This is a genomic window from Streptomyces sp. NPDC044106, assembly GCF_056433985.1.
In genome coordinates this window covers 153523-174529 of sequence record NZ_JBWKFZ010000002.1, presented here as the reverse complement: position 1 = coordinate 174529, position 21007 = coordinate 153523, and the positions used below count along the sequence as shown (strand labels likewise).

The 21007-nt window shown below is 73.7% G+C and carries 19 protein-coding genes; 8 read left to right on the top strand and 11 right to left on the bottom strand.

The window, feature by feature from the left end; translation table 11 throughout:
• Positions 1–61: 61 nt before the first annotated feature.
• Both AC07DI_RS03555 and AC07DI_RS03550 read right to left on the bottom strand, forming a co-directional pair.
• Entirely contained in the window at positions 62–2260 is a 2199-nt protein-coding gene (locus AC07DI_RS03555) for an alkaline phosphatase family protein (RefSeq protein WP_478901903.1), read from the bottom strand.
• A gap of 149 nt (positions 2261–2409) precedes the next feature.
• On the bottom strand, positions 2410–2874 hold the full coding sequence (locus tag AC07DI_RS03550) for a hypothetical protein (protein WP_384247858.1): 465 nt from the start codon (positions 2872–2874) through the stop codon (positions 2410–2412).
• An 82-nt stretch (positions 2875–2956) separates the two neighbouring features.
• Between AC07DI_RS03550 and AC07DI_RS03545 the strand changes: the two genes are divergently transcribed.
• Together AC07DI_RS03545 and AC07DI_RS03540 are read left to right on the top strand one after the other, a co-directional pair.
• Positions 2957–3733: an MBL fold metallo-hydrolase gene (locus AC07DI_RS03545; RefSeq protein ID WP_384247859.1), complete on the top strand. Its 777-nt coding sequence runs from the start codon at positions 2957–2959 to the stop codon at positions 3731–3733.
• Positions 3730–4347 (top strand): DedA family protein, encoded by a 618-nt coding sequence (locus tag AC07DI_RS03540; RefSeq protein WP_478901902.1) that lies wholly within the window; start codon positions 3730–3732, stop codon positions 4345–4347. The genes AC07DI_RS03545 and AC07DI_RS03540 overlap by 4 nt, the downstream gene beginning before the upstream one ends.
• Positions 4348–4374: 27 nt before the next feature.
• Here AC07DI_RS03540 and AC07DI_RS03535 read toward each other — a convergent pair whose 3' ends face one another.
• The 3 genes from AC07DI_RS03535 to AC07DI_RS03525 form a co-directional block, all read right to left on the bottom strand.
• Complete coding sequence (locus AC07DI_RS03535) at positions 4375–5403, bottom strand: MBL fold metallo-hydrolase (RefSeq protein ID WP_478901900.1); 1029 nt, start codon at positions 5401–5403, stop codon at positions 4375–4377.
• Entirely contained in the window at positions 5400–6647 is a 1248-nt protein-coding gene (locus tag AC07DI_RS03530; protein ID WP_478901899.1) for an aminotransferase class I/II-fold pyridoxal phosphate-dependent enzyme, read from the bottom strand. The genes AC07DI_RS03535 and AC07DI_RS03530 overlap by 4 nt, the downstream gene beginning before the upstream one ends.
• 243 nt (positions 6648–6890) lie before the next feature.
• Positions 6891–7598 carry an ANTAR domain-containing response regulator gene (locus AC07DI_RS03525; RefSeq protein ID WP_478901897.1) on the bottom strand — a complete coding sequence of 236 codons (708 nt, stop codon included), beginning with the start codon at positions 7596–7598 and terminating at the stop codon, positions 6891–6893.
• Positions 7599–7671: 73 nt separating this feature from the next.
• Here AC07DI_RS03525 and AC07DI_RS03520 point away from each other — a divergent pair, with 73 nt between their 5' ends.
• Positions 7672–8799 (top strand): PAS domain-containing protein, encoded by a 1128-nt coding sequence (locus tag AC07DI_RS03520; RefSeq protein WP_478901896.1) that lies wholly within the window; start codon positions 7672–7674, stop codon positions 8797–8799.
• Positions 8800–8835: 36 nt separating this feature from the next.
• Here AC07DI_RS03520 and AC07DI_RS03515 read toward each other — a convergent pair whose 3' ends face one another.
• Positions 8836–9732, bottom strand: coding sequence for an RNA polymerase sigma factor SigF (locus tag AC07DI_RS03515; RefSeq protein WP_478901895.1), 897 nt, complete (start codon positions 9730–9732; stop codon positions 8836–8838).
• Between the two features lie 249 nt (positions 9733–9981).
• On the opposite strand from AC07DI_RS03515, the gene AC07DI_RS03510 reads away from it, so the two are divergent.
• Together AC07DI_RS03510 and AC07DI_RS03505 are read left to right on the top strand one after the other, a co-directional pair.
• The gene (locus AC07DI_RS03510) at positions 9982–11802 is read left to right on the top strand and encodes a thiamine pyrophosphate-requiring protein (protein WP_478901894.1); all 1821 of its coding nucleotides are present in this window, start codon (positions 9982–9984) and stop codon (positions 11800–11802) included.
• A 319-nt stretch (positions 11803–12121) separates the two neighbouring features.
• Complete coding sequence (locus AC07DI_RS03505; protein WP_384247870.1) at positions 12122–12556, top strand: CBS domain-containing protein; 435 nt, start codon at positions 12122–12124, stop codon at positions 12554–12556.
• A 75-nt stretch (positions 12557–12631) separates the two neighbouring features.
• Here AC07DI_RS03505 and AC07DI_RS03500 read toward each other — a convergent pair whose 3' ends face one another.
• The 3 genes from AC07DI_RS03500 to AC07DI_RS03490 all read right to left on the bottom strand — a co-directional run bounded on the left by AC07DI_RS03500 (position 12632) and on the right by AC07DI_RS03490 (position 14578).
• On the bottom strand, positions 12632–13648 hold the full coding sequence (locus AC07DI_RS03500) for a Ppx/GppA family phosphatase (protein ID WP_478901893.1): 1017 nt from the start codon (positions 13646–13648) through the stop codon (positions 12632–12634).
• An 82-nt stretch (positions 13649–13730) separates the two neighbouring features.
• Positions 13731–14342, bottom strand: coding sequence for a TIGR03086 family metal-binding protein (locus tag AC07DI_RS03495; protein WP_384247873.1), 612 nt, complete (start codon positions 14340–14342; stop codon positions 13731–13733).
• Entirely contained in the window at positions 14339–14578 is a 240-nt protein-coding gene (locus AC07DI_RS03490) for a DUF6158 family protein (RefSeq protein WP_478901892.1), read from the bottom strand. The genes AC07DI_RS03495 and AC07DI_RS03490 overlap by 4 nt, the downstream gene beginning before the upstream one ends.
• A gap of 276 nt (positions 14579–14854) precedes the next feature.
• Between AC07DI_RS03490 and AC07DI_RS03485 the strand changes: the two genes are divergently transcribed.
• The gene (locus tag AC07DI_RS03485) at positions 14855–16396 is read left to right on the top strand and encodes an alpha/beta hydrolase (RefSeq protein WP_478901891.1); all 1542 of its coding nucleotides are present in this window, start codon (positions 14855–14857) and stop codon (positions 16394–16396) included.
• Between the two features lie 45 nt (positions 16397–16441).
• Here AC07DI_RS03485 and AC07DI_RS03480 read toward each other — a convergent pair whose 3' ends face one another.
• Positions 16442–18070 carry an ABC-F family ATP-binding cassette domain-containing protein gene (locus tag AC07DI_RS03480; protein ID WP_384247876.1) on the bottom strand — a complete coding sequence of 543 codons (1629 nt, stop codon included), beginning with the start codon at positions 18068–18070 and terminating at the stop codon, positions 16442–16444.
• A gap of 146 nt (positions 18071–18216) precedes the next feature.
• Here AC07DI_RS03480 and AC07DI_RS03475 point away from each other — a divergent pair, with 146 nt between their 5' ends.
• The gene (locus AC07DI_RS03475) at positions 18217–19752 is read left to right on the top strand and encodes a bifunctional phosphatase PAP2/diacylglycerol kinase family protein (RefSeq protein WP_384247878.1); all 1536 of its coding nucleotides are present in this window, start codon (positions 18217–18219) and stop codon (positions 19750–19752) included.
• Positions 19753–19856: 104 nt separating this feature from the next.
• The gene (locus tag AC07DI_RS03470) at positions 19857–20666 is read left to right on the top strand and encodes a class I SAM-dependent methyltransferase (protein ID WP_478901888.1); all 810 of its coding nucleotides are present in this window, start codon (positions 19857–19859) and stop codon (positions 20664–20666) included.
• A gap of 53 nt (positions 20667–20719) precedes the next feature.
• On the opposite strand, the gene AC07DI_RS03465 is transcribed toward AC07DI_RS03470, so the two are convergent.
• A complete protein-coding gene (locus AC07DI_RS03465; protein WP_384247880.1) occupies positions 20720–21007 on the bottom strand; it encodes a gas vesicle protein K in 288 nt (95 codons plus the stop codon).

Sequence of the window (21007 nt, the reverse complement as noted above, 5' to 3'; positions counted from 1 at the left end):
CCCTGCCGCCCGGCGTCGCCGGGCGGAAGCCATGGTCGGGCACGGCGGACGCTGCTCAAAATCAGTGTGTTTTGTCCTGCGCGGCATGGTCGGGAGCCGCAAAAGCTGTGCTGTCCGGCCCGTCGAACAGAGAATCGTTCAGGGGTACGGGAGCGGGGGTGAGCGCGGGCGCGGGGGCGGGAGTGGGCGCGGCCACGGGAATCTCCGGCCCCAGGGCCTCCCTCAGCCAGCGCCGCAGGACGCGGTGGACCTGCTCGGCGCCGACCAGCTCCGTGCCGTCCGCCACCGGGTCGGGGAGCACCAGCGGCGACAGCAGGAAGGGGCGGCCCTGCGCGCCGCCGAGCCCGCCGTGCGAGCCGATCTGCTCCTCGAAGGCGAGGACCTCGCCCTCCTCCGGGTCGTACCAGGAGTTGACCATGATGTCGGCGACGTGCGGGAACCCGTCGGTGCGCCGCACGGCGTCCGCGGCGCCGGGCCCGAAATCGGCGAGCGGCCCGAGACCGTCCTGGCCGGGTTCCTCGTCCAGATACACCTCGGCGCCCCGCGCCCCGAGCACGAGCGGGCCCCGCTCCGCGCTGCGGACCAGGAGGAAGCCGACCCCCGGATGGTTGGCGAGCGTGGTGAGCAGCGCCGGATGGCGGCGGTCGATCTCCTCGCGCGTCATCCGGTGCGGCACGTCGGGGAACGACACGAGCCCGAGATTGCCCGACGCGAGCACGATCGGCTCGGCGCGGCGGGCCGGCCTGTGCTGGTCGGCGCCCTCCTCTACGGGCCTGCGCAGCGCCGCCCGCACCGCCGAACGGGCCTCCGCGCCGCTGTGCGTACGCTGCGCCTTGCGCGGCACCGGCAGCCCGCAGCCGGCCCGGACCAGGTCGCCGAGGGTGAGGCCGTAGCGAGTCCGGAAGGTCTCGCCCGGGCTCTGCCCGTGATCCGAGAGCACCACGATCCGGTAGGCGCGCGGCGCGTGCTCGGCCACCTGATCGAGCAGCGCGAGCGACCGGTCCAGGCGCCGCAGCACCTTCTCGACGTCCTTGCCGGACGGCCCCGAGTGGTGCGCCACCTCGTCGTACGCGACGAGGTCCGCGTAGACCGCGCTGCGCCCGGCGAGCATGTCCCCGATGACGGCGGCGACCACGACGTCCCGCTCGACGACGGTCGCGAAGGCGCGGATGAACGGATAGAGCCCGCCCCGGCCGACCCGCGGACGGCGCCGCTCGATCCGGGCGCGCGTGGACTCACCGATCTCCCTGAACACCTCGGCGACGAAGGAGAGGGCGGTGCGGACGGCGTTGGCGGGATCGGAGAAGTACGCGAAGTACCCGGCCCGCGACCGGTTCTCCCTCCCCCTGCGTGCCGCGATCGACAGCACGAGGGCGAGCTGCTCGGCGCCCCCGCTGAAGAGGTTGCCGCGGCTTGCGCCGTCGACGGTGAGGAGCCCGCCGTCCCCGGTGCGGCCGACGGCCCGCCGCTGCAGCTCCGCGGCGGAGGCGGGCCGGTTGCTGACCATCACCTCGCCGGTGTCCTTCTCGTACCACCGGAACGCGGGCACGTCGTGGTTGGAGCCGTGCAGGATGCCGAGCTGGCTGGCACCGGTCTGGCTGGACCAGTCGGTACGCCACGGGGTGAGCCGGTGGGTGGGACGCCCCGCCGCCGCTCCCTCTCCCTGCCCCAGCCAGCGGGCGACGGTGGGCATGAGCCCCTTGCCGACAGCCGCGCTGAGCACGTCGTGCCCGACACCGTCGAGCTGGATGAAGACGGTGCCGGGGGTCGTGGGCCCCGGGGCGCCGCCGGAACCTCGCCGGCGGCGGCGGTCGGCAAGCCGGTACAGCCGCCGGCGGTAGGCGTCGTCGTCCCGGACCGCGAGGGCGCCGCCGGTGGCCGAGGCGACGGCGGACATCACCGCGGCGACGACGACGGCGGTCTCCGCCCCCGCCTCACCGCGCCCCTCAGGGATGAGGCTCAGGGCGAGCAGGAGCAGCGACCCGTTGAGGAAGAAGGCGAGCAGTCCGAGCACGAGGGCGGGGACGAGGAGCAGGGCGCGTACGAGCAGCGGCCACACCAGGACGGAGAGCAGACCGAAGGCGCCCGCGCCGAGGGCTGCGGTGGTCGCGACGCGGGTGGCGCTGTCGCCGTTGTCCGCCTGGAGCTTGAAGTCCGGGAGGATGCCGGCGAGCACGAGCATCGTGAGCGTACTGACGGCCCACACAGCCACCACGCGCCACAGCGCGCTGCCAACTCTCCGCCATCGCCCTTGCCCCACACCAAGCCCTTTCCCACGCCGCCCCGAACCGGCCCCCAGCGTGACACAGCCCGGGACCTCGCCGCGGAGTACGGGTGGGCGGGTGGGAGAAGCCGCCGCGGAGCGGCGCAAGGCAGGAGAGACCCCGCAAAAGCAGCAGAGCACTCGAACTAGCGCCCGTCGTACCCCGCCGTAGGCATGGACAACCGCCGATGCACCCGCGCCTTCATCTGCGCGTCGTACGCCGGCTCCGCGAGCCCCGCCGTCTCCACCCGCACCCCCCGCCGCGCACACTCCGCCGTGAACTCGTCCGCCGACCGCAGCGCCAGCTCCAGGACCCGGCGGCTCGGCACCACGAAGAGGTCCACGAGGCCCGCCTCGACGTCCCCCCACAGCACCGCGTGGTCCGCGCGCAGCCCCCGTACGACGAGCTCACGAGTGATCACGTACCCCTGCGCGGCCGCCCACCGCGCGCACATCGCGTGCTGGCTGCGCGAGTCGACGAGGAAGGGGTCGGCGTCGAGCTCCTCCAGCGGCGTGAGGCTGGCGATCGCCGCGACGCGCACGGCGGCGGCATCACCACGCACGACCGTGCCGACGGCGAAACCCGCACCGGAGCCCACGACATCTCCCATGGCGTCCCCTCACCCTCGGCGTAGGCCGCCGACCCTACTCCTGGCCGTAGGCTCGGAGACAGTCGCACGAAGGAGGAACCGGGTGCCCGTCGAGGTCACATGGTGGGGTCACGCCACATGCACGGTCGAGGACTCGGGTGTCCGCGTACTGACCGATCCCCTTTTCGCCCGCCGCCTCGCGCATCTGCGGCGCCGCAGGGGTGCGCCGCCACCGCCGACGGCCGCCGTCGCCGACGTCGTGCTCCTTTCGCATCTGCACGCCGATCATCTGCACGTCCCTTCGCTCGCCCGGCTCGCGGCGGGCACCCGTGCGCTGGTTCCGCGCGGGGCGGCGCGTTCGGTGCCCGGTCTGGCCCGCAGGCTCCGCCATCTCCACTTCACGGAGGTCGTGCCGGGCGACGAGGTGCGGGTCGGCGACCTGGTCGTCCGCGTGGTCTCCGCGCTGCACGACGGTCGGCGGATGCCCGTGGGGCCGCACCGCTCGCCCGCCCTCGGCTACGTCGTCAGCGGCGAGGCGCGGACCTACTTCGCCGGGGACACCGGGCTCTTCGACGAGATGGCCGCCGAGGTCGGCGACATCGACGTGGCGCTGCTTCCGGTGGGCGGCTGGGGCCCCTGTCTGGGCCACGGTCATCTGAATCCGGCCCGCGCCGCCGAGGCGCTCCACCGGATCTCGCCGCGGAGCGCGATCCCGGTGCACTACGGAACGTACTGGCCGATCGGCATGGACGCCGTACGGCCGCATGAATTCCACGCGCCCGGCCACGAGTTCGTCCGCCACGCGGCCCGACTCGCCCCCGGGGTGACGGTGCACCGGCTCGCGCACGGGGAGAGCGTGCTGCCGGAGGTGGCCCGGTGATATTCGACGCGGCGACCCGGATACCGCCGGAGAGCACTCAGCAGGCGCTCGGCTATCCGTCGCTGTTCCTCCTCGTGGTGATCGGCGCGCTGGTGCCGGTGGTGCCGACGGGGGCGCTGGTCAGTTCGGCGGCGGTGGTCGCCTTCCATCAGACGACGCCGTTCTCGCTGCTCGTCGTCTTCGGTGTCGCGGCGTTCGCGGCGTTCCTCGGCGATGTCGGCCTGTACTGGCTCGGGCGGCGCGGCATGCGCTCGAAGAACGGGTCGCGCTGGCTGGCGGCGATCCGCGACCGGGCGCCCGAGGAGCGCCTCGCGCAGGCGCAGGAGAAGCTCGAGGACCACGGTGTGATGGTCCTCGTGCTGTCCCGGCTCGTCCCCGCGGGCCGCATCCCGGTGATGCTGGCGTGCCTGATGGCGAAGATGCCGCTTCGTCAGTTCGCCCGCGGGGACGTCCCTGCGTGCCTCGCCTGGGCGGTGACGTACCAGCTGATCGGCATTCTCGGGGGCTCCCTCTTCAAGGAGCCCTGGGAGGGCGTCGCCGTGGCGATCGTGCTGACGGTGCTGATCAGCGTGGCGCCCGCGCTGTGGCGCAAGGTCAGGCGCACCCCGGCCTGACGCCCCGCCGGAGCCGGAGCCCCGCCCTCAGGTCGTGAGGACCCGCGACGCCCCCACCGGCAGGTCCCAGAGGTCCTCGCGGGGCCGCCCCGTCCGCTCCCAGGCCGCGCGGACCCGGGTGAGGGGTTCGAGGACCGGTTCGGCGGAGAGCAGGAAGGTGCCCCAGTGCATGGGGGCCATCCGGCGGGCGCCGAGGTCGCCCGCCGCCCGGACCGCGTCCTCCGGGTCGCAGTGGACGTCCCTGAGCCACCACCGCGGCTCGTACGCGCCGATCGGCAGGAGCGCCAGGTCGATGCCGGGATAGCGGGCGCCGATCCGCTCGAACCAGTGGCCGTACCCGGTGTCGCCCGCGAAGTAGACCCGTTGGCCCTCCGCGTCCGTGAGCACCCAGCCGCCCCACAACGTGCGGCAGGTGTCGAACAGGGTCCGCTTGGACCAGTGGTGGGCGGGCACGAAGTCGATTTGCACCCCGCGCAGTTCGGCCCCTTCCCACCAGTCGAGTTCGGTGACGTGGGTGAAGCGGCGGCGGGTGAACCAGCGGCCGAGGCCCGCAGGCACGAAGACGGGCGTGTCCCTGGGGAGCCTGTTCAGGGTCGGCGCGTCCAGGTGGTCGTAGTGGTTGTGGCTGATGACGACCGCGTCGACGCGCGGCAGGGCGCCCCAGGCGACACCGACGGGGGTGACGCGGGCCGGGGTGCCGAGGATCTTGCGGGACCAGACGGGGTCCGTGAGGACGGTGAGGCCGCCGATGCGGACGACCCAACTGGCGTGCCCCGCCCAGGTGACGGCGACAGTCCGGGTGTCGACGCGCGGCAGCGGTCCTGGTTCGAACGGCAGCCGTCCGATGTCCGCGAGCCCCTCGGGGCGCGGCCGCAGGGCCCCCTCGCGCGCGAACCGCGCCATTCCCCGCAAGCCGGGCAGCGGCGCGGTCAGCCGGTCGGCGAACGACTTGGGCCACCGTCTGACGCCGCCCGGTGCCCGCGGCGGGGCGAGCGGCTCGGCCTCTTCCCGCGCGTATATCTGCGGCTGTGTCTGCTGCTCCACCTGCTGGGTCATCGAGGGGGCTCCATTCGCCGGTCTGCTGCGCCGAGGTCGTCCAGGGCCGCTTCGAACGTTCCCAACGCCCGCTTCACGTGGGGAAGTTCCAACGGGTCGGGTGCGGCGAGCGACGCCAGGCGTTCCTCCGGGGTCGTGCCGAGGAGCGGTCCCGTGGACAGTCGTACGCGCAGGGCGTCGATGTCGTCGCCGAAGCGGTGGCCGCCCGGCGCGGGCATGCCGAGCCGTTCGACGAGGAAGTCCTCGAGTTCCTGCGCGTCGCCGACGCCGCGCGCGGCGAGCGCGGACCGCAGCGGGCCGAGGTCCGCGTACAGGTGCCGGCCCGCCTGCGGGGGCCGGGACAGGGCGCCGGCGGCGAGCACGGCGCGGTGCGCGGCGGCGGCCACGCGCGCGTGCAGGCGGACGGCGGCGGCGAGCCGCCCGGTGATCGCGTCCGGTTCGCCGAGTGCGTACGCGGCGGCGGCCGCGGCCGGGGCGGCGAGGGTCGCGCCGAGCGCGGTGAGGACGTCGAGGGTGCGGGCGCGCAGGGCGGCGCCCGCGTCGCCCGTGGGGAAGCGGGCGACGGCGGCGGGCAGGGCGGGCGGCAGCAGGGATCCGGCGAGGTCGCACAGGACGGTCACCCGTTCGTGGTCCATCTCGGCCGGGCCGATCAGGACGGTGTCGCGGGGGTGGTGCAGGGTGTCGCGCCAGGTCTCGTCGCTGACGATGTGCAGGCCCTCACCTGCCGCCGCCTCCACCGCCTCGTGCAGCACTTCGGGGGGCGGCACGGTGGCGGTGGGGTCGTCGGCCACGGAGAGCACGAGGAGCCGGGGTCTGCCGCCCTCGGCGCGGACCCGGCGGACGGTCTCCAGGAGGGCGTACGGGTCGGGGACGCCGCCACACTCCGCGGGCGTCGGCACGTGGTAGACCCCGCTGCCGAGCAGCCGCGCCTGGGGCGCCCACCAGGCGGGGCACGGGCGGGGCAGCAGCACGTCTCCGCCGAGGGCCGCGGCGAGGGCGAGGAGCAGGGGCGGGGCGCCGGGGGCGGCGGCGGTCAGGCCGCGTTCCACGGGCAGGCCGCGCCGGGCCCAGTAGCCGCTCGCGGCGTCGAGGAGCGCGGGGCCGCCGCCCGCGGGCTCGGCCGGGGAGCGGCCCGCTGCCGCGGCGGCGGCCGCCGCGACCTCGGGCAAGACCGGGAGGCCCGGCTCGGGCGGGGGCGGCCCGTACCGGACGGGGCCGTGGCCCTCCGTCGCCGTCCGCCTCATCCGTACCTCCGTGCACTCACGTGACTCTGTTCCCCTCATGCCCCGATGACCCGGTCCGTACCCAGGACCTGCCGGAACATCGCCGCGGGCCTTCATCACCTCGTACGTCTCCGTCACCGTCACGTCCTACGTCTCCATCACAACGCGGCGCCCCACTGCGTGCCCGCCCGGGTGAGCCGTCCGGAGCGCGCGAAAGGCCCGGACCAGCCGTTTCCGGCCGGTCCGGGCCGAAGCCCGCGGTTCTCAGCGGGCCAGCGAGACCAGTTCGCGTTCCAGGCCGCGTCCCCTCGTCTCGACCAGTGCGGCCGCGACGTCGGCCAGCTTCCGGTTGGTCGTCTGGGAGATCCGCCGGAGCACGCCGAAGGCGGCGTCCGCGTCGCACCCGAGGACGTGCATGACGATCCCGGATGCCTGGTCCACGACGGGCCTGGTCCGCATGGCCGCGCCCAGCTGGTCCAGCTCGGTCAGCGCGGCGCGGTACTGCCGGTCGCGCACGAAGCTCGTCGTGGCGAGGTCGCCGAGCGCCTGGGCGGGCCCGTGTTCCGCGTCGTCGAACGCGCCCGGGCGGAAGCTGAACAGGGTCAGGGTGACGGTGAGTCCGCCGCGCGGGAAGGGCAGCGTGACGCAGGAACGTACACCTGAGTCGAGCGCCATCGCGCGGTACTCGGGCCATCGTTCGTCCCGCAGCAGGTCCTCGGCGTCGACCGGCGCGCCCTTCTCCTCCGCGGCGGGAATCGGCCCGTCGCCCGACCGCAGCTGTACCGCGACGAGTCCGGCAAGGTCGGGGTGGGTGACCGCGGCGGGGTGCTCGTCACCGCGGTCGGAGACCGTCGTGCTCGCGCCGCAGCAGGCGGGCGTGCAGCGTACGGCCTGCTCGGCCAGTTCGGCTAACCTGCGGCCGGGCGACGACGATTCCGGTCGCAGCAGGTCCAGATCCGGCAAGGGGGCCATGGGTGTTCCTCCTCTCTCCTACGGCTTCCCGGCAAGGCCTCCGGAAAACGGTCCCAGCGGCTAGGTTCGACACATGTCTCAAATGGAAGAGTTCGGTGAAGAGCTCGCGGATTTTGTGCGCCGCATCAGCGAGTTGAAGGCGGCTCGTTCCGTTCCCGCGAGCGACCTCAGCACCGTGCTCGACGCGGCGATCTTCGAACTCGACCACGCGGCAGGCCAGTTGTGGCCCACGTACGAACGCCTCGCCATCAACGGGCAGTGGGACAGCGCCACGTCGGACCGGGACGAGCAGCGGCTGCTGCGGGCGCTCTTCCAGCGAATGCCGCTGCCGGTCGCGCTGATAGACAGGGAGACCGTGGTCCGTCGCATGAACTTCGCCGCGACGGGCCTCACCGGGGTCCGCGCGGGATACGCGACGGGCCGGCCGCTGACCGGGTTCCTGGTGCACGCGGACCGCGTCGCGTTCCGCTCGCAGACCGCGGCGGTCGCGCGCGGCGAGGGTGACCGCAGCCTCAACGTCCACCTGCAGCACAGCCCCGGCACGCCGGTCCGCGCGACGCTCACGGCGCTGCGTCCCGGCACCGAGCCCCGCATGGCGGTCCTCGTCGTGCTGCAGCCCGCCGGGGAGCGCGCGCACGGGGGGCCGAGCGCGCCGGGCCCCGCCCCCGACCTCGGGGAGGCGACCCGGCACGCGGCCCAGCTCGATCTGGCGGACGCCATGACGACGGCGCTGCTCACCGCGTCCGCCGGTGACCGTACGGCGGTCCTCGAACGGGCCGCGGCGGTCCTGCACGGGCGGTTCGCCGACTGGGTGATCGCCGACGAGGGGGCGGCGCGGCCGCGGCGCGTGACGGTCCTCGGGCCGCCGGACGCACCGGTCGCCGACGTCCTCGGCCAGGACCCCGCCGCGTGCCCCCTCGTCGTGGAGGCGGCGCGCGGCGGGGCGGCTTCGCTGCAGGTGCGCCCGGAGGACCCGGACGCCTTCGGCAGGGACGCGTCTGGCGCGCACGTACTGGTCCGCGCCGAGGTCACCTCACTGCTGTGCGTGCCGCTGACCGCTCATGCGCACGGTCCGGTGGACGGCGTCCTCACGCTCTTTCGCAGCGGCCCGCGGCTCGCCTTCTCGATGGCCGAGGCGCGGGCGGTCGACGTGCTCTCCCGGCACGTGGCGCTCGCCATGCGCCGCGGCGCGGCCCGCTGAGGAGGCGGGGGCGCGGCGGCGCGGAACGGCCGGTCGTCAGGCGGCGTCCCGCATGACCTGGTCGCGCAGCCGGTCGCAGCAGCGGCTGATGAGCCGTGAGACGTGCATCTGCGAGATGCCCATCTCGTCGGCGATGCGGCTCTGCGTCATGTCGCCGAAGAACCGCATGTAGAGGATGGTGCGTTCGCGCTCCGGCAGCTGGGCGATGCGCGGCTTGACGGCCTCGCGGTCGACGACGACGTCGAGCGCGGGGTCGGGGCCGCCCAGGGCGTCGCTCAGCGAGTAGCCGTCCTCGCTGCCCGGCAGTTCGGCGTCGAGGGAGAGCGCGGTGAAGCTGTCGAGCGCCTCGAGGCCGGCCCTCGCGTCCTCCTCGCTCATCTGCGCGTGCGCGGCGATCTCGGCGATGGTGGGGGCCCGGCCGGAGACCGACTGGGAGAGGTCCTGGCGGGCGAACCGCACGCGGTTGCGCAGGTCCTGGACGCGGCGCGGCACGTGCAGGGTCCACATGTGGTCGCGGAAGTGCCGTTTGATCTCGCCGGTGACGGTCGGCACGGCGTAGCTCTCGAACGCGGTGCCGCGCCGCGGGTCGTAGCGGTCGACGGCCTTGACCAGGCCGAGGGCCGCGACCTGGCGCAGGTCGTCGAGGGACTCGCCCCGGTTGCGGAAGCGGCCCGCGAGGCGCTCGGCCATGGGCAGCCAGGCCTGGACGATCTCCTTGCGCAGGGCGTCGCGTTCGGCGCCCTGCGGCAGCTCGACGAGACGCTCGAAGGCCTCGGTGGTGTCCGGGGCGTCGTCGTGCGGGTGACGCTTGGTCCGCGCGGGTACGGCGGTGCCGGTCGTCCGTGCGGGCACCGCGATGGGGACGGTGTCCGCGGATGCCGCGGCGTCGGTCGTCCTCGCGGGTACTACGGCGGTACTGGTGTGGGATCGCATGGTGCGTCGCAACTCCCTAGAAATCGGTGCCTTGGGTGGACGGTCACCGTGGGAGTGCGTGCACGCCGGACCACGGCGGGGCACACCCGGGAAGAACGACGCAGCCGCTCCCACGGACGTGCCTCCGGTCCGAAGCACTTTCTTCCGCCTGCCCCGCGCGCCCAGTGACAAACACCCGGAGGTTTTCCGCCGGTTCGATCGGAAACCCGGGCGTGATCGCCGTTTCCGAACCGGCCGGAGGGTTCCGTCATGAGCGTCAAGGTCGCCGACCACATCCTGGAGAGGCTGCGCGCCTGGGGCGTCGAGCAGGTCTTCGGCTGTCCGGGTGACGGCGTCGACGGCCTGCTCACCGCGTGGGGCAGGGCCGGGGGCGGGCCGCGCTTCGTACGGTCCCGGCACGAGGGGACGGCCGCGTTCGAGGCCGTCGGCCACGCCAAGTCCGGCGACCGGTTGGGGGTGTGCGTGGCGGCGTCGGGGCCCGGTGCGGTCCGCCTCCTGGGTGGCCTGTACGACGCGCGGCCCGACCACGTGCCGGTCCTCGCCGTCGTCGGCCTGACGGACCGCGGCGCGACGGGCGGCCCGTACCAGCAAGGGATCGACCTGCACGCGCTGTTCAAGGACGTGGCGGGCGACTTCGTGGAGACCGTGACGGAGCCCGGGCAGCTGCCGGACGTCATCGACCGGGCGATCCGCACGGCATACGCGCGCCGCTGCCCGACGGCCGTGATCGTGCCGGCCGACGTCCAGGAACGGGAGTACTCGCCTACCGGCGGCGCGTGCAGGACGATCCCCTCCGTTCCCGGCCGCGACGGCCGGGCGACGACGCCCTCACCGACGGCCCTGCGGAGGGCCGCGGAGGTCCTCAACGCCGGTGAGAAGGCGGCGGTCCTCATCGGCCGGGGCGCGGTGGGCGCACGCGCCGAGGTCGAGGAGATCGCGGATCTGCTCGGCGCTGGCGTCGCCAAGACGCTGCTCGGCAAGGACGCGCTGAGCGACGAACTCCCCTACGTCACCGGCGCCGTCGGCCCGCTCGGCACCCGCCCCAGCCACGAGCTGATGCGTGACTGCGACACGCTCCTGACGATCGGGACGGGCGTCCCCTGCGCACAGGTCCTGCCGGAGTCCGGCAAGGCGCGGGGCGTACGGATCGACGTCGATGCGTGCCCGGCCGGAACGCGCCACCCGTACGAGGTGGATCTCGTCGGCGACGCGCGGGCGACGCTGCGCGAACTGATCCCGATGATCGACGAGGGCCGCCGCGCGGTGAGCCGCGAGTGGCGGGACGAGATCCGTGCCAACGTCACGCGCTGGCACGCCGTGCTGGAGCGCAGGGCCGCGCTCTCCGCCGATCCCGTCAACCCCGAACACGTGGCGCGCGCCCTGGACCCGCTCCTCCCCGACAACGCGGTCGTCACCTGCGACTCGGGCTCGGTGGCGGCCTGGTTCGCGCGCCACCTCACGCTCCGCGGCGACATGCGCGCCTCGCTGTCGGGCACGCTCGCCACCACGGGGTGCGGTGTGCCGTACGCGATCGGGGCGAAGTTCGCGCACCCCGACCGGCCCGTCATCGCCCTGGTGGGTGACGGCGCGATGCAGCGGAACGGCATGGCCGAGCTGATCACGGCGGCCGAGTACCGGCACCTCTGGGACGATCCGCGGCTGGTGGTCGGCGTGTGGAACAACCAGGACCTGAACCGGGTGACATGGGGGATGCGGGCGGTGGAGGGCGCTCCGGCCTTCCTGCCCGCGCAGTCGCTGCCTGACGTGCCGTACGCGGAGTTCGCCCGCTCCATCGGCCTGACCGGCATCCGGGTGGAGCGGCCCGAAGACGTCGGGGCCGCCTGGCGGGCCGCACTCGCCGCGCCGGGCCCCGTGGTCCTCGATTTCCGCACCGATCCCGCGGTACCGCCTCTCCCGCCGCACGCGACGTGGGCCCAGCTTGAGGCGACGGCCACGGCGGTCGTCAAGGGGGACGCGGACCGGGTGTCGATGGTGCGTCAGGGGCTGAAGGCGAAGGTGCAGGAGTTCTTGCCGAGTGCGGGGGCCGAGAGCGGGGGCGAGGAGCGGTAGGACGCCGGGCACGGCGGTGCGGCGTCCCGCGACGACGTCCACCTCGTCCGGGTTCCGTACGGGCGGCAGCAGCAACTCCTCGTACCGGCCGAGTGCCAGGACCACGCCCAGCATCACCAGCGGGATGAATATAGCGAGTACCGCCATGACACCTGCCCTCCCAGATGGATGTGGGGGGTGTCACGGGGCGGGTTCCCTGGCGCGGTGGAGCAAACCTCCACGGGGCGGCAAGGCATAGCACGAGGGTGCAGGGGTACTGCGGCGGAGCACCACGACGAACGAGGCACGTACGACGAACGTTTGCAGGAAGGGCTCAGCCATGGCTGATTTCGTAAGGGACGTCATGACGCCGGGCGTCGTGGCGGTACGCCCCGACGCTTCTCTCGTCGAAGCGGCGCAGTTGATGCGCGCCCAGGACATCGGCGATGTGCTGGTCGCCACGGACGGCCGGATCCTCGGCGTGCTCACCGACCGGGACATCGCGCTGCGCGCCGTGGCCGACGGCGCCGATCCGCTGACGGTCAGCGCGCAGGCGGTGTGCACGCCCAACCCCGTCGTGGTGGCACCCGACGACCCGGTGTCGGACGCGGTCGGGCTGATGCGTGATCACGCGGTGCGCCGTCTGCCGGTCGTCGAGGACGGCAACCCGGTCGGGATGGTGAGCCTCGGCGATCTCGCGCTGGCCCAGGACCCGTCGTCGGCGCTGGCCGACATCAGCAGGGCCGCCCCGGACGGCCGGCCGGGCATCGTCTGAGAGCCCCTGAGAGCCGGGAAGCGCCCACGGATCAGCCGGGCCCGGTCGGCTCAGGCCGGATCAGGGCAGGCCGGATCAGGTCAGGCAGGTCGTCGCGGCGAGACCCAGGGACGTCGCGCCGCCCCGGGCGCCGTCGCCGGTCTCCACGTGCTCCCGGGCCCACCAGTCCGCGTCGCCGTCCTCGATGTAGCGCAGCAGGATTCCCTCGCGCAGCGCCCAGGGGCAGACCGTCACCGCCTCGATCCCGGTCAGCTTCATCGCCGTGTGGGCCACCACCGCGCCGGCCACGCACTGTTCGGCGCGCGCCGCCGAGATCCCGGGCAGCTGCGCGCGCCGGTCGGTGGGCAGCCCGGCCAGTTCCTTCAGCGCCTCGCCGAGCGCGCGGCGGTCCAACTGCCGTTCGACGAACGGGCCGTACCTGCCGGGTGCCGCCCCGCACAACCGGGCGAGCTGCTGGAACGTGCGGGACGTGGCGACGGCCGTGTGCGGCATCTCCCAGCGGATCCGGGCGGCCACGTCCCGCAACTGGTGGCGCACTTGGCGGCGGACGGCCTTGAGGTGCTCGGGGCGGGGCGGGTCCTGGCCGTCGAAGAGTTCCCGGGTGAGGCGTCGCGCGCCCAGCGGCAGCGAGGCCGCGTAATCGGGCAGGCGACTGCGGCCGAAGGCCACCTCCAGGGACCCGCCGCCGATGTCGAAGAGCACCAGCGGCCCGGCGCGCCAGCCCATCCACCGCCGGGCGGCGAGGAACGTCAGCTCCGCCTCGGCCTCACCCGAAAGGGTGCGCAGCCGGACCCCCGCCCCCGACTCCACCGCCTGGAGCACCTCGGCCCGGTTCGGGGCGTCACGCACGATCGACGTCGCGAAGGCGAACGGTTCCGCGACGCCCCATCTCCGGGCCTCGTCCTGCACCTCGCGCACCGCGTCGACCAGCGCCCTGACCGGCTCATCGCCGAGTCGCCCGTCGCCGTCCACGTGCTCGGCGAGCCGCAGCCGCCGCTTCGCCGTGTGGACCGGCAGCGGCACCTGGCCGTCGGCGTCCGCGACGACCAGGCGCACCGTGTTCGATCCGACATCCACCACGCCAACTCTCATGCACACACGCTTCCCTCTGTGCGCGGGAGCAAGCAAGCGGCGGACGTCACACCAGGGGCCACACCATGAGTCACACCGCGAGTCACACCTGACGTCCCAGGAGGCTCAGCAGCTTCGTCTGCTCGTCGGCGTCGGCCGGCGGCTCCACCGCGGGGGCGAAGAGCCCGCTCTTCTGCAACTCGTCCGCGTACGGCGACACTTCCCGCAGCGCGAAGGCGACCACGTCCTCGGGCAGCTTCTCGTCGGCGCCGATCGCGCGGGACAGGTCCCAGGCGTGCACCACGAGGTCGGTGGTCATCTGGCCGCAGTAGAACGTGGCGTCGGTGGGCCCGAAGGAGAGGTGGACGGTGCGCTCCAGGGCGCCCGGCTCCAGGAAGGCCGCGCGGGCGGCGGCGGACGCCGTGTCCCAGGACGCCACCGGGTCGGGGCCGAGCATGTCGCCGTCGAAGGCGTCGCCGACGGATTCGGTGGTGGCTCCGTCCCTGACCAGGGCGGGCACCCACAGCTGCTCGACCGTCAAGTGGTTCACCAGGTCGCGAACGGTCCAGTCGGTGCAGGGCGTGGGTGCGTCCCACTGGTCGGCGCGGATGGCGTGCACGCGGTCGGCGAAGAGGTCGAGCGCCTCGCCGTGCCGGTCGAGGACGACCGGCCGCGCCTCGCCCACCCCGCTTGTCGTGTCTGCGTGGTCGCTCATGAATTGGTGGTTCCCTTCTCCCGGTCGCGCGCGCCCGCGCGGGTCCGTCCGTCCGCCACCGACCTGCGCGGATGGCGGCGCAGGTACTCGCCCTCCAGTTCCGCCATGCGTTCGTTGTGGGTGCGCAGGGCGTCGTTCGAGCCGTGCAGCAGGGTGCTGTGGCGGGTGCGGTGGATCGTCTCCAGCTCCTTGATGAGCTGCTGGTCGTCCAGCCGACCCGGGTCGACTCCGGTCATGGATCGCTCCGATCGTTCAGTCGCGTCGCTCCCAGCGCCGGGTACCCGTTCAGCCCGTACTACCCAGGATGCACCGCAAGCGGTCCGCGCGCGCACCGCGCGGCGCGAGTGGCGGGCACGGGACGCCGGGACACGCGCGCGACGGCGGTTCCGCCGGGGGAGGCAGAGGGCACTGTTTCCGCGTCCCTCCGGTCGGCAGAGCAATACGGCAGGCAATACGGCAGAGCAATACAGCGCAGTTTCCGAAGAGCAGTTCCGACCGGAAGGACCGCCCACGTGCCCCACCGCACACCGAGACGCCGCCTCTTACCGCTCCTCGCCCTCGGCACGGCCGCCACCCTGGCGCCCGGCCTCGTCACGACACCCGCCTCCGCCGCACCACGACAGGCCGCAGAAGGCCGGCCGCTCGCGCGGTTCACGGACCAGAAGCCGGACTGGAAGCGCTGCGGCGCCGATACGCCCGCGCGCTTCAAGTGCGCCACCATCAAGGTGCCGCTCGACTACCGCTCCCCCGGCGGCGGCACCATCGACCTCGCGATATCCCGGCTCGCGGCGGGTGACGCCACCAAGCGCCGCGGCGTCCTGCTGTCCAACCCCGGCGGTCCTGGCGGTCCTGGCCTGGACCTCCCGCTCTACCTGGCCGAGAAGATGCCGAAGTCCGTGAAGGACCGGTACGACCTCATCGGGTTCGACCCCCGCGGCATCGGCCGCAGCACACCGGTCGACTGCGGCCTCGACGAGAGCGAGCGGGACTGGCCGCGTACCTACCGGCCGTTCCGCGAGAGCGTCGCCCGGGCCAGGTCGGTGGCGGACAAGTGCCGTGCGAAGGCGGGCAGCACCCGCGCGCACATCACCACCCGCAACACCGCACGGGACATGGACGTCCTGCGGGCCGTCCTCGGCGAGAAGAAGATCTCCTACTTCGGCGTCTCGTACGGAACGGCCCTCGGCGCCGTCTACACCCAGCTGTTCCCCGGACGCGCCGACCGGTTCGTCCTGGACAGCGCCATTGACCCCGAACGCATGTGGCGCGAGATGTTCCGGATCTGGGCGCCGGAGGTGGAGCCCGCGTTCGAGCGGTGGTCGCGGTGGACCGCCGAGCACTCGGCGACGTACGGCCTGGGCAGGAGCGGGGCCGAAGTCCGGGCCACGTTCTGGGGGTTGGTGAAGCGGGCCGACCGTGACCCGATCGTCGTGGGCGACGACAAGGTCACCGGCACCGACATCCGCGCGATCCTGCGGCGCGAGTTCTTCACCGTCCGCAGCGCCGCCGAGCTCGTCGCCGTCCTCAGGGACGCCGCCGCGGGCAAGCCGGTCCCGGAGTTCCCGACGGTGCCCGAGGACACGGACAACGGGGTCTCGGCGCTCTGGGCCGTCGTGTGCGGCGACTCCGCGTGGCCGCGCGATCCGGGCACCTACCTCCGTGACTCGGCCCGCGACGCCGCCCGCCATCCGCTCTTCGGGGACTTCGCCTCGAACATCTCGCCGTGCGCCTTCTGGGACGGCCCGGTGGAGCCGGTCACCCGGGTGGACAACACGGTCGACGCGCTGATCCTGCAGAACGAGTGGGACTCACAGACGCCGCTGACGGCCGCGCGCAGCATGCACCGCGCGCTCAAGGGCTCCCGCATGGTGACCGTCGACGAGGGCGAGGGCCACGGCATCGCGTACGGCATGGCTCCGGGCCCGACCAACCGGTGCGCGCAGGACACCGCCACGGCGTACCTGGTCACGGGCGTCCTGCCGGGCAAGGACGTGACGTGCCGGGCGGTGCCGGGCGCCGCGCCGACGAAGCCGGTACGCCCGGCGTTCGGCTGAGGCACCCGGGCCCGCCGCCGGTGGGTCCTGCGGCGGGCGGCGGGTCTACCGCACGCGGTCGACCCGCCGCTCGTCCCACACCGGCTCCGGGGTCTCCCTGACCTGTCCGTCGCTGCCGAAGACCAGATAGCGGTCGAAGGAGCGGGCGAACCAGCGGTCGTGGGTGACGGCGAGGACCGTGCCCTGGAACGCTTCGAGGCCTTCCTGGAGGGCCTCGGCGGACTCCAGGTCGAGGTTGTCGGTGGGCTCGTCGAGGAGCAGGGCCGTGCAGCCCTCCAGCTCCAGGAGCAGGATCTGGAAGCGGGCCTGCTGGCCGCCGGAGAGCCGCTCGAACTTCTGCTCGGCCTGCCCCGTCAGCTCGTACCGCCGCAGCCGGGACATCGCGGCGCCGCGGTCCTGCGCGTGCTCGCGCCACAGGATGTCCAGGAGCGGGCGGCCGACCAGCTCGGGGTGGGCGTGGGTCTGCGCGAAGTGCCCCGGTACGACGCGCGCGCCGAGCTTCCAGGTGCCGGTGTGCGCCACCGGGTTGTCGGGGTCGCCCGCGAGCAGCCGCAGGAAGTGCGACTTGCCCGAGCCGTTCGAGCCGAGGACGGCGACCCGCTCGCCGTAGAAGACCTCCAGGTCGAAGGGTTTCATCAGACCGGTGAGTTCGAGGTTCTCGCAGGTCACCGCCCGCACGCCGGTGCGTCCGCCGTGCAGGCGCATGGTGATGTCCTGCTCACGCGGCGGCTCGGGCGGCGGGCCCGCCTCCTCGAACTTGCGGAGCCTGGTCTGTGCCGCGTGGTAGCGCGAGGCCAGCTCGTGGCTGATGTCGGCGGCCTGGCGCAGCGTGCGCACCAGCTTCTTCAGCTGCTCGTGCTTCTCGTCCCAGCGGCGGCGCAGCTCCTCGAAGCGCGCGAAGCGCTCCTTGCGGGCCTCGTGGAACGTCTCGAAGCCGCCGCCGTGCACCCAGGCGTCCGCGCCCCCGGGGCTCTGCTCGACGCTGACGATCTTCTCGGCGGCGCGGGCGAGCAGCTCCCGGTCGTGGGAGACGAACAGGACGGTCTTGCGGGTCTCCTTCAGCTGCCCCTCCAGCCAGCGCTTGCCGGGGACGTCGAGGTAGTTGTCAGGCTCGTCGAGGAGCAGCACCTCGTCGGTGCCGCGCAGCAGCGCTTCGAGGACGAGGCGTTTCTGCTCGCCGCCGGAGAGCGTGCGGACCTCACGGAACTGTGCCTTGTCGTAGGGGACGCCGAGCGCGGCCGTGGTGCAGATGTCCCACAGCGTCTCGGCCTCGTACCCCTGGACCTCGGCCCAGTCGGAGAGCGCCTGCGCGTATCCCATCTGGGCGGCCTCGTCGTCGACCGTCATGATCGCGTGCTCGGCGGCGTCGACGGCCTTCGCGGCGTCCCTGATCCTCGGGTGGGAGACCGAGACGAGCAGGTCGCGCACGGTGGTCTCGTCGCGCACGGAGCCGACGAACTGCGGCATCACGCCGAGGCCGCCGCTCACGGTGACGGTGCCGCCGTGCGGCTGGAGCTCGCCGGAGATCAGCCGGAGCAGGGTGGTCTTGCCCGCGCCGTTGGCCCCGACGAGGGCGACGACGGCGCCCTCGCCGACCCGGAAGGAGACATCACCGAGCAGCGCCCGCCCGTCCGGCAAGTAGTACTCGAGGTGTGCGGCTTCCAGATGTCCCATGTGCGGGATTGTCCGTGGCCGACCGCCGCTCGGGCAAACCGTTTCGGGGGCCGGGCGGGCAGGGGCTCCTCGCACGGCTCCCACCTGCGGCTGCGGCTACGCCCTGGCGGGCGCCTGATTCGCGGCGCTCGGGGTACGCGGGCGCCATGAGCTCTGACACCCCGGACGTCTCCGGCCTCGACCTGTCCCGGCCCGCCGCCGGGCACCGCCCGTTCAAGGCCCGCCTGGTCTCCGTCGACAGCCGGCTGTTCGACGCGGTCGCCAAGCGGCACTGGCCCGGCGCCGACCGGCTGCTGCCCCGGCTGAGCCAGAGCGCCAACCACGGAGTGCTGTGGTTCGCGGCGGCCGCGGGGATCACCGCGACCCGCACCCCGCGGGCCCGGCGGGCCGCCGTGCGCGGCGTGGCCTCGCTCGCGCTGGCCTCCGCGACCATCAACACGCTGGGCAAGCGCTCGGTGCGCCGCGCCCGGCCGCTGCTCGACGCGGTGCCGCTGATCCGGCAGCTCAAGCGGCAGCCGATCACCAGCTCCTTCCCGTCCGGCCATTCGGCGTCCGCCGTCGCCTTCGCCACGGGTGTGGCGCTGGAGTCGCGGGCCTGGGGCGCGGCCGTCGCGCCGCTCGCGGCCGCCGTGGCGGTGTCCCGGATCTACACCGGGGCGCACTTTCCGAGCGATGTCGTGGTCGGCGGGGCGCTGGGCGCGGGCGCGGCGTTCGCGGTGCGCGGTCTGGTGCCGACGCGGGCGCAGCTCGCCCCGCCCGGCCGCCCGCGGGTGACGGCGCCCGCGCTGCCGGGCGGCGCGGGCCTGGTTCTCGTCGCCAACGCGGCGGCGGGCACCTCCCAGCGGGTGAAGGCGCTGCACGACGCCCTGCCCGATGCGGAGATCGTCGTCGCCGAACCCGCCGACCTCGGCGCCGAGCTGGAGAAGGCGGCGGCCCGCGCGACGGTCCTTGGCGTGTGCGGCGGCGACGGCACCGTGAACGCCGCGGCCACCGTCGCGCTGAACCACGGGCTGCCGCTTGCGGTGCTGCCCGGCGGGACGCTCAACCACTTCGCGTACGACCTCGGGGTCGAGGACGCCCGTGATCTGTCCGGCGCGGTGGAGGCCGGCGAAGCGGTCGCCGTCGACGTCGGCCGGTTCACGTCGGGGGACGGCACCGGGGCCGAGGGGCGCGTGGAGCGGTACTTCGTCAACACGTTCAGCCTCGGGGTGTATCCGAAGCTGGTGCGGTTGCGCGAGCACTGGTCGAAGCGCATCGGGGGCAAGCCCGCGTCGGTGCTCGCGGCCTGGAAGGTGCTCCGCTCGGACGAGCGGCCGATGGTCGCGCAGTTCCGGGGCAGGGAACGGGCGTTGTGGCTGCTCTTCGCGGGCAACTGCACCTACCACCGGCCGGGGTTCACCCCGGGCCGCCGCCTCGACCTGGCGGACGGGCTGCTCGACGTGCGGATCGTGCACGGCGGGCGCAAGCCGGGCGCCCGGCTCCTCGCCGCCGCGCTGACGGGCTCCGAGGTGCGCTCCCCCGCGCAGGCGGCCGTGCGGCTGCCCCGGCTGCGGGTGGACGGGCTCAGCGCGGGCACGGTCGTGGCGTACGACGGTGAAGTGACGCGGATCCAGGGCTCGCTGACGATCGACAAGCTGCCCGAGGCGCTGACGGTCTACCGTCCGCTGAGCCCCATACGCTGACCATCGCGTCGACCACATCCTGAGACAGCGGTCTCATTATTCGGCATAGCGGCGTACATTCCCCGTACACGTACTCCAGTACACGTACACGAAGGGGTTCCGCCATGCCGCAGGAGACCGCCGTCTACACGCACGGGCACCACGAGTCGGTGCTGCGTTCCCACACCTGGCGCACCGCCGCCAACTCGGCCGCGTACCTGGTCGGTTCGCTGCGGCCGCACATGAACGTCCTCGACATCGGCTGCGGGCCCGGCACCATCACCGCGGACCTGGCCGAACTGGTCCCCGAGGGCCGGGTCACGGGCGTGGACCGGGCACCCGGCATCCTGGAGACGGCGCGCGCCACCGCCGCGGGACGGGGCCTGGAGAACGTCGGGTTCGCCGTCGCCGACGTGCACGACCTCGACTACCCCGACGACACCTTCTGCGTCGTCCACGCCCATCAGGTGCTCCAGCACGTGGGCGATCCGGTGCGGGCGCTGCGCGAGATGCGGCGGGTCTGCAAGCCGGGCGGCATCGTGGCGGTACGCGACGCGGACTACGCGGCGATGACCTGGTACCCGGAGGTGCCCGCACTGGACGACTGGCTGGGGCTGTACCGGCGGGTGGCCCGCGCCAACGGCGGCGAGCCCGACGCGGGACGCCGTCTCAAGGCGTGGGCGCTGGCGGCCGGCTTCACGGACATCACCACGACCGCGGGCACCTGGTGCTACAGCTCCGAGGAGGAGCGGACCTGGTGGAGCGGGCTGTGGGCGGACCGCACGCTGGCTTCCACCTACGCCGAGCGCGCGGTGGACGGCGGGCACACGGACCGGGAGGGGCTGCGGGCCGCCGCGGAGGCCTGGCGGGAGTGGGGCGCCCACGAGGACGCCTGGTTCACCGTCCTGCACGGGGAGATTCTCTGCCGGAAGTGACGCGAGGCATGCCGTCGGACCCCCGCCTGCGCAGCGGCGGGGGTCCGGTCCGGTCACTCCCTGGGCAGCAAGGGGCCGAGCGGTCCGAGATCCAGGTTCAGGTCCTCGGGCCGCAGCCCGTACCGGTCCCGGAGTTCGGCCATCCGGTCCTCCAGGAGCATCAGTGTGAGGCCGACCCGCTCCTCCTGGTCCTCGGTCAGCTCACCGGTGTCGAAACGGCGGATGGCTTGCCGCTCCATCAGCTGCCGCAGGAGTTCGACGACGGTCAGGACCAGTTTCACGAGGTCCCGCTCGACGGTGTCGGGATCCAGGTCCATGCGTTTGCGGCGGTCTGGCTCCAT

Bases quoted from the DNA above. Each gene is read 5' to 3' on its own strand.
- AC07DI_RS03550 (WP_384247858.1), bottom strand. From the start codon at position 2,874: ATGGGAGATGTCGTGGGCTCCGGTGCGGGTTTCGCCGTCGGCACGGTC.
- AC07DI_RS03535 (WP_478901900.1), bottom strand. From the start codon at position 5,403: ATGACCCAGCAGGTGGAGCAGCAGACACAGCCGCAGATATACGCGCGG.
- AC07DI_RS03530 (WP_478901899.1), bottom strand. From the start codon at position 6,647: ATGAGGCGGACGGCGACGGAGGGCCACGGCCCCGTCCGGTACGGGCCG.
- AC07DI_RS03525 (WP_478901897.1), bottom strand. From the start codon at position 7,598: ATGGCCCCCTTGCCGGATCTGGACCTGCTGCGACCGGAATCGTCGTCG.
- AC07DI_RS03520 (WP_478901896.1), top strand. From the start codon at position 7,672: ATGTCTCAAATGGAAGAGTTCGGTGAAGAGCTCGCGGATTTTGTGCGC.
- AC07DI_RS03515 (WP_478901895.1), bottom strand. From the start codon at position 9,732: ATGCGATCCCACACCAGTACCGCCGTAGTACCCGCGAGGACGACCGAC.
- AC07DI_RS03510 (WP_478901894.1), top strand. From the start codon at position 9,982: ATGAGCGTCAAGGTCGCCGACCACATCCTGGAGAGGCTGCGCGCCTGG.
- AC07DI_RS03505 (WP_384247870.1), top strand. From the start codon at position 12,122: ATGGCTGATTTCGTAAGGGACGTCATGACGCCGGGCGTCGTGGCGGTA.
- AC07DI_RS03500 (WP_478901893.1), bottom strand. From the start codon at position 13,648: ATGAGAGTTGGCGTGGTGGATGTCGGATCGAACACGGTGCGCCTGGTC.
- AC07DI_RS03495 (WP_384247873.1), bottom strand. From the start codon at position 14,342: ATGAGCGACCACGCAGACACGACAAGCGGGGTGGGCGAGGCGCGGCCG.
- AC07DI_RS03490 (WP_478901892.1), bottom strand. From the start codon at position 14,578: ATGACCGGAGTCGACCCGGGTCGGCTGGACGACCAGCAGCTCATCAAG.
- AC07DI_RS03480 (WP_384247876.1), bottom strand. From the start codon at position 18,070: ATGGGACATCTGGAAGCCGCACACCTCGAGTACTACTTGCCGGACGGG.
- AC07DI_RS03475 (WP_384247878.1), top strand. From the start codon at position 18,217: ATGAGCTCTGACACCCCGGACGTCTCCGGCCTCGACCTGTCCCGGCCC.
- AC07DI_RS03470 (WP_478901888.1), top strand. From the start codon at position 19,857: ATGCCGCAGGAGACCGCCGTCTACACGCACGGGCACCACGAGTCGGTG.
- AC07DI_RS03465 (WP_384247880.1), bottom strand. From the start codon at position 21,007: ATGGAGCCAGACCGCCGCAAACGCATGGACCTGGATCCCGACACCGTC.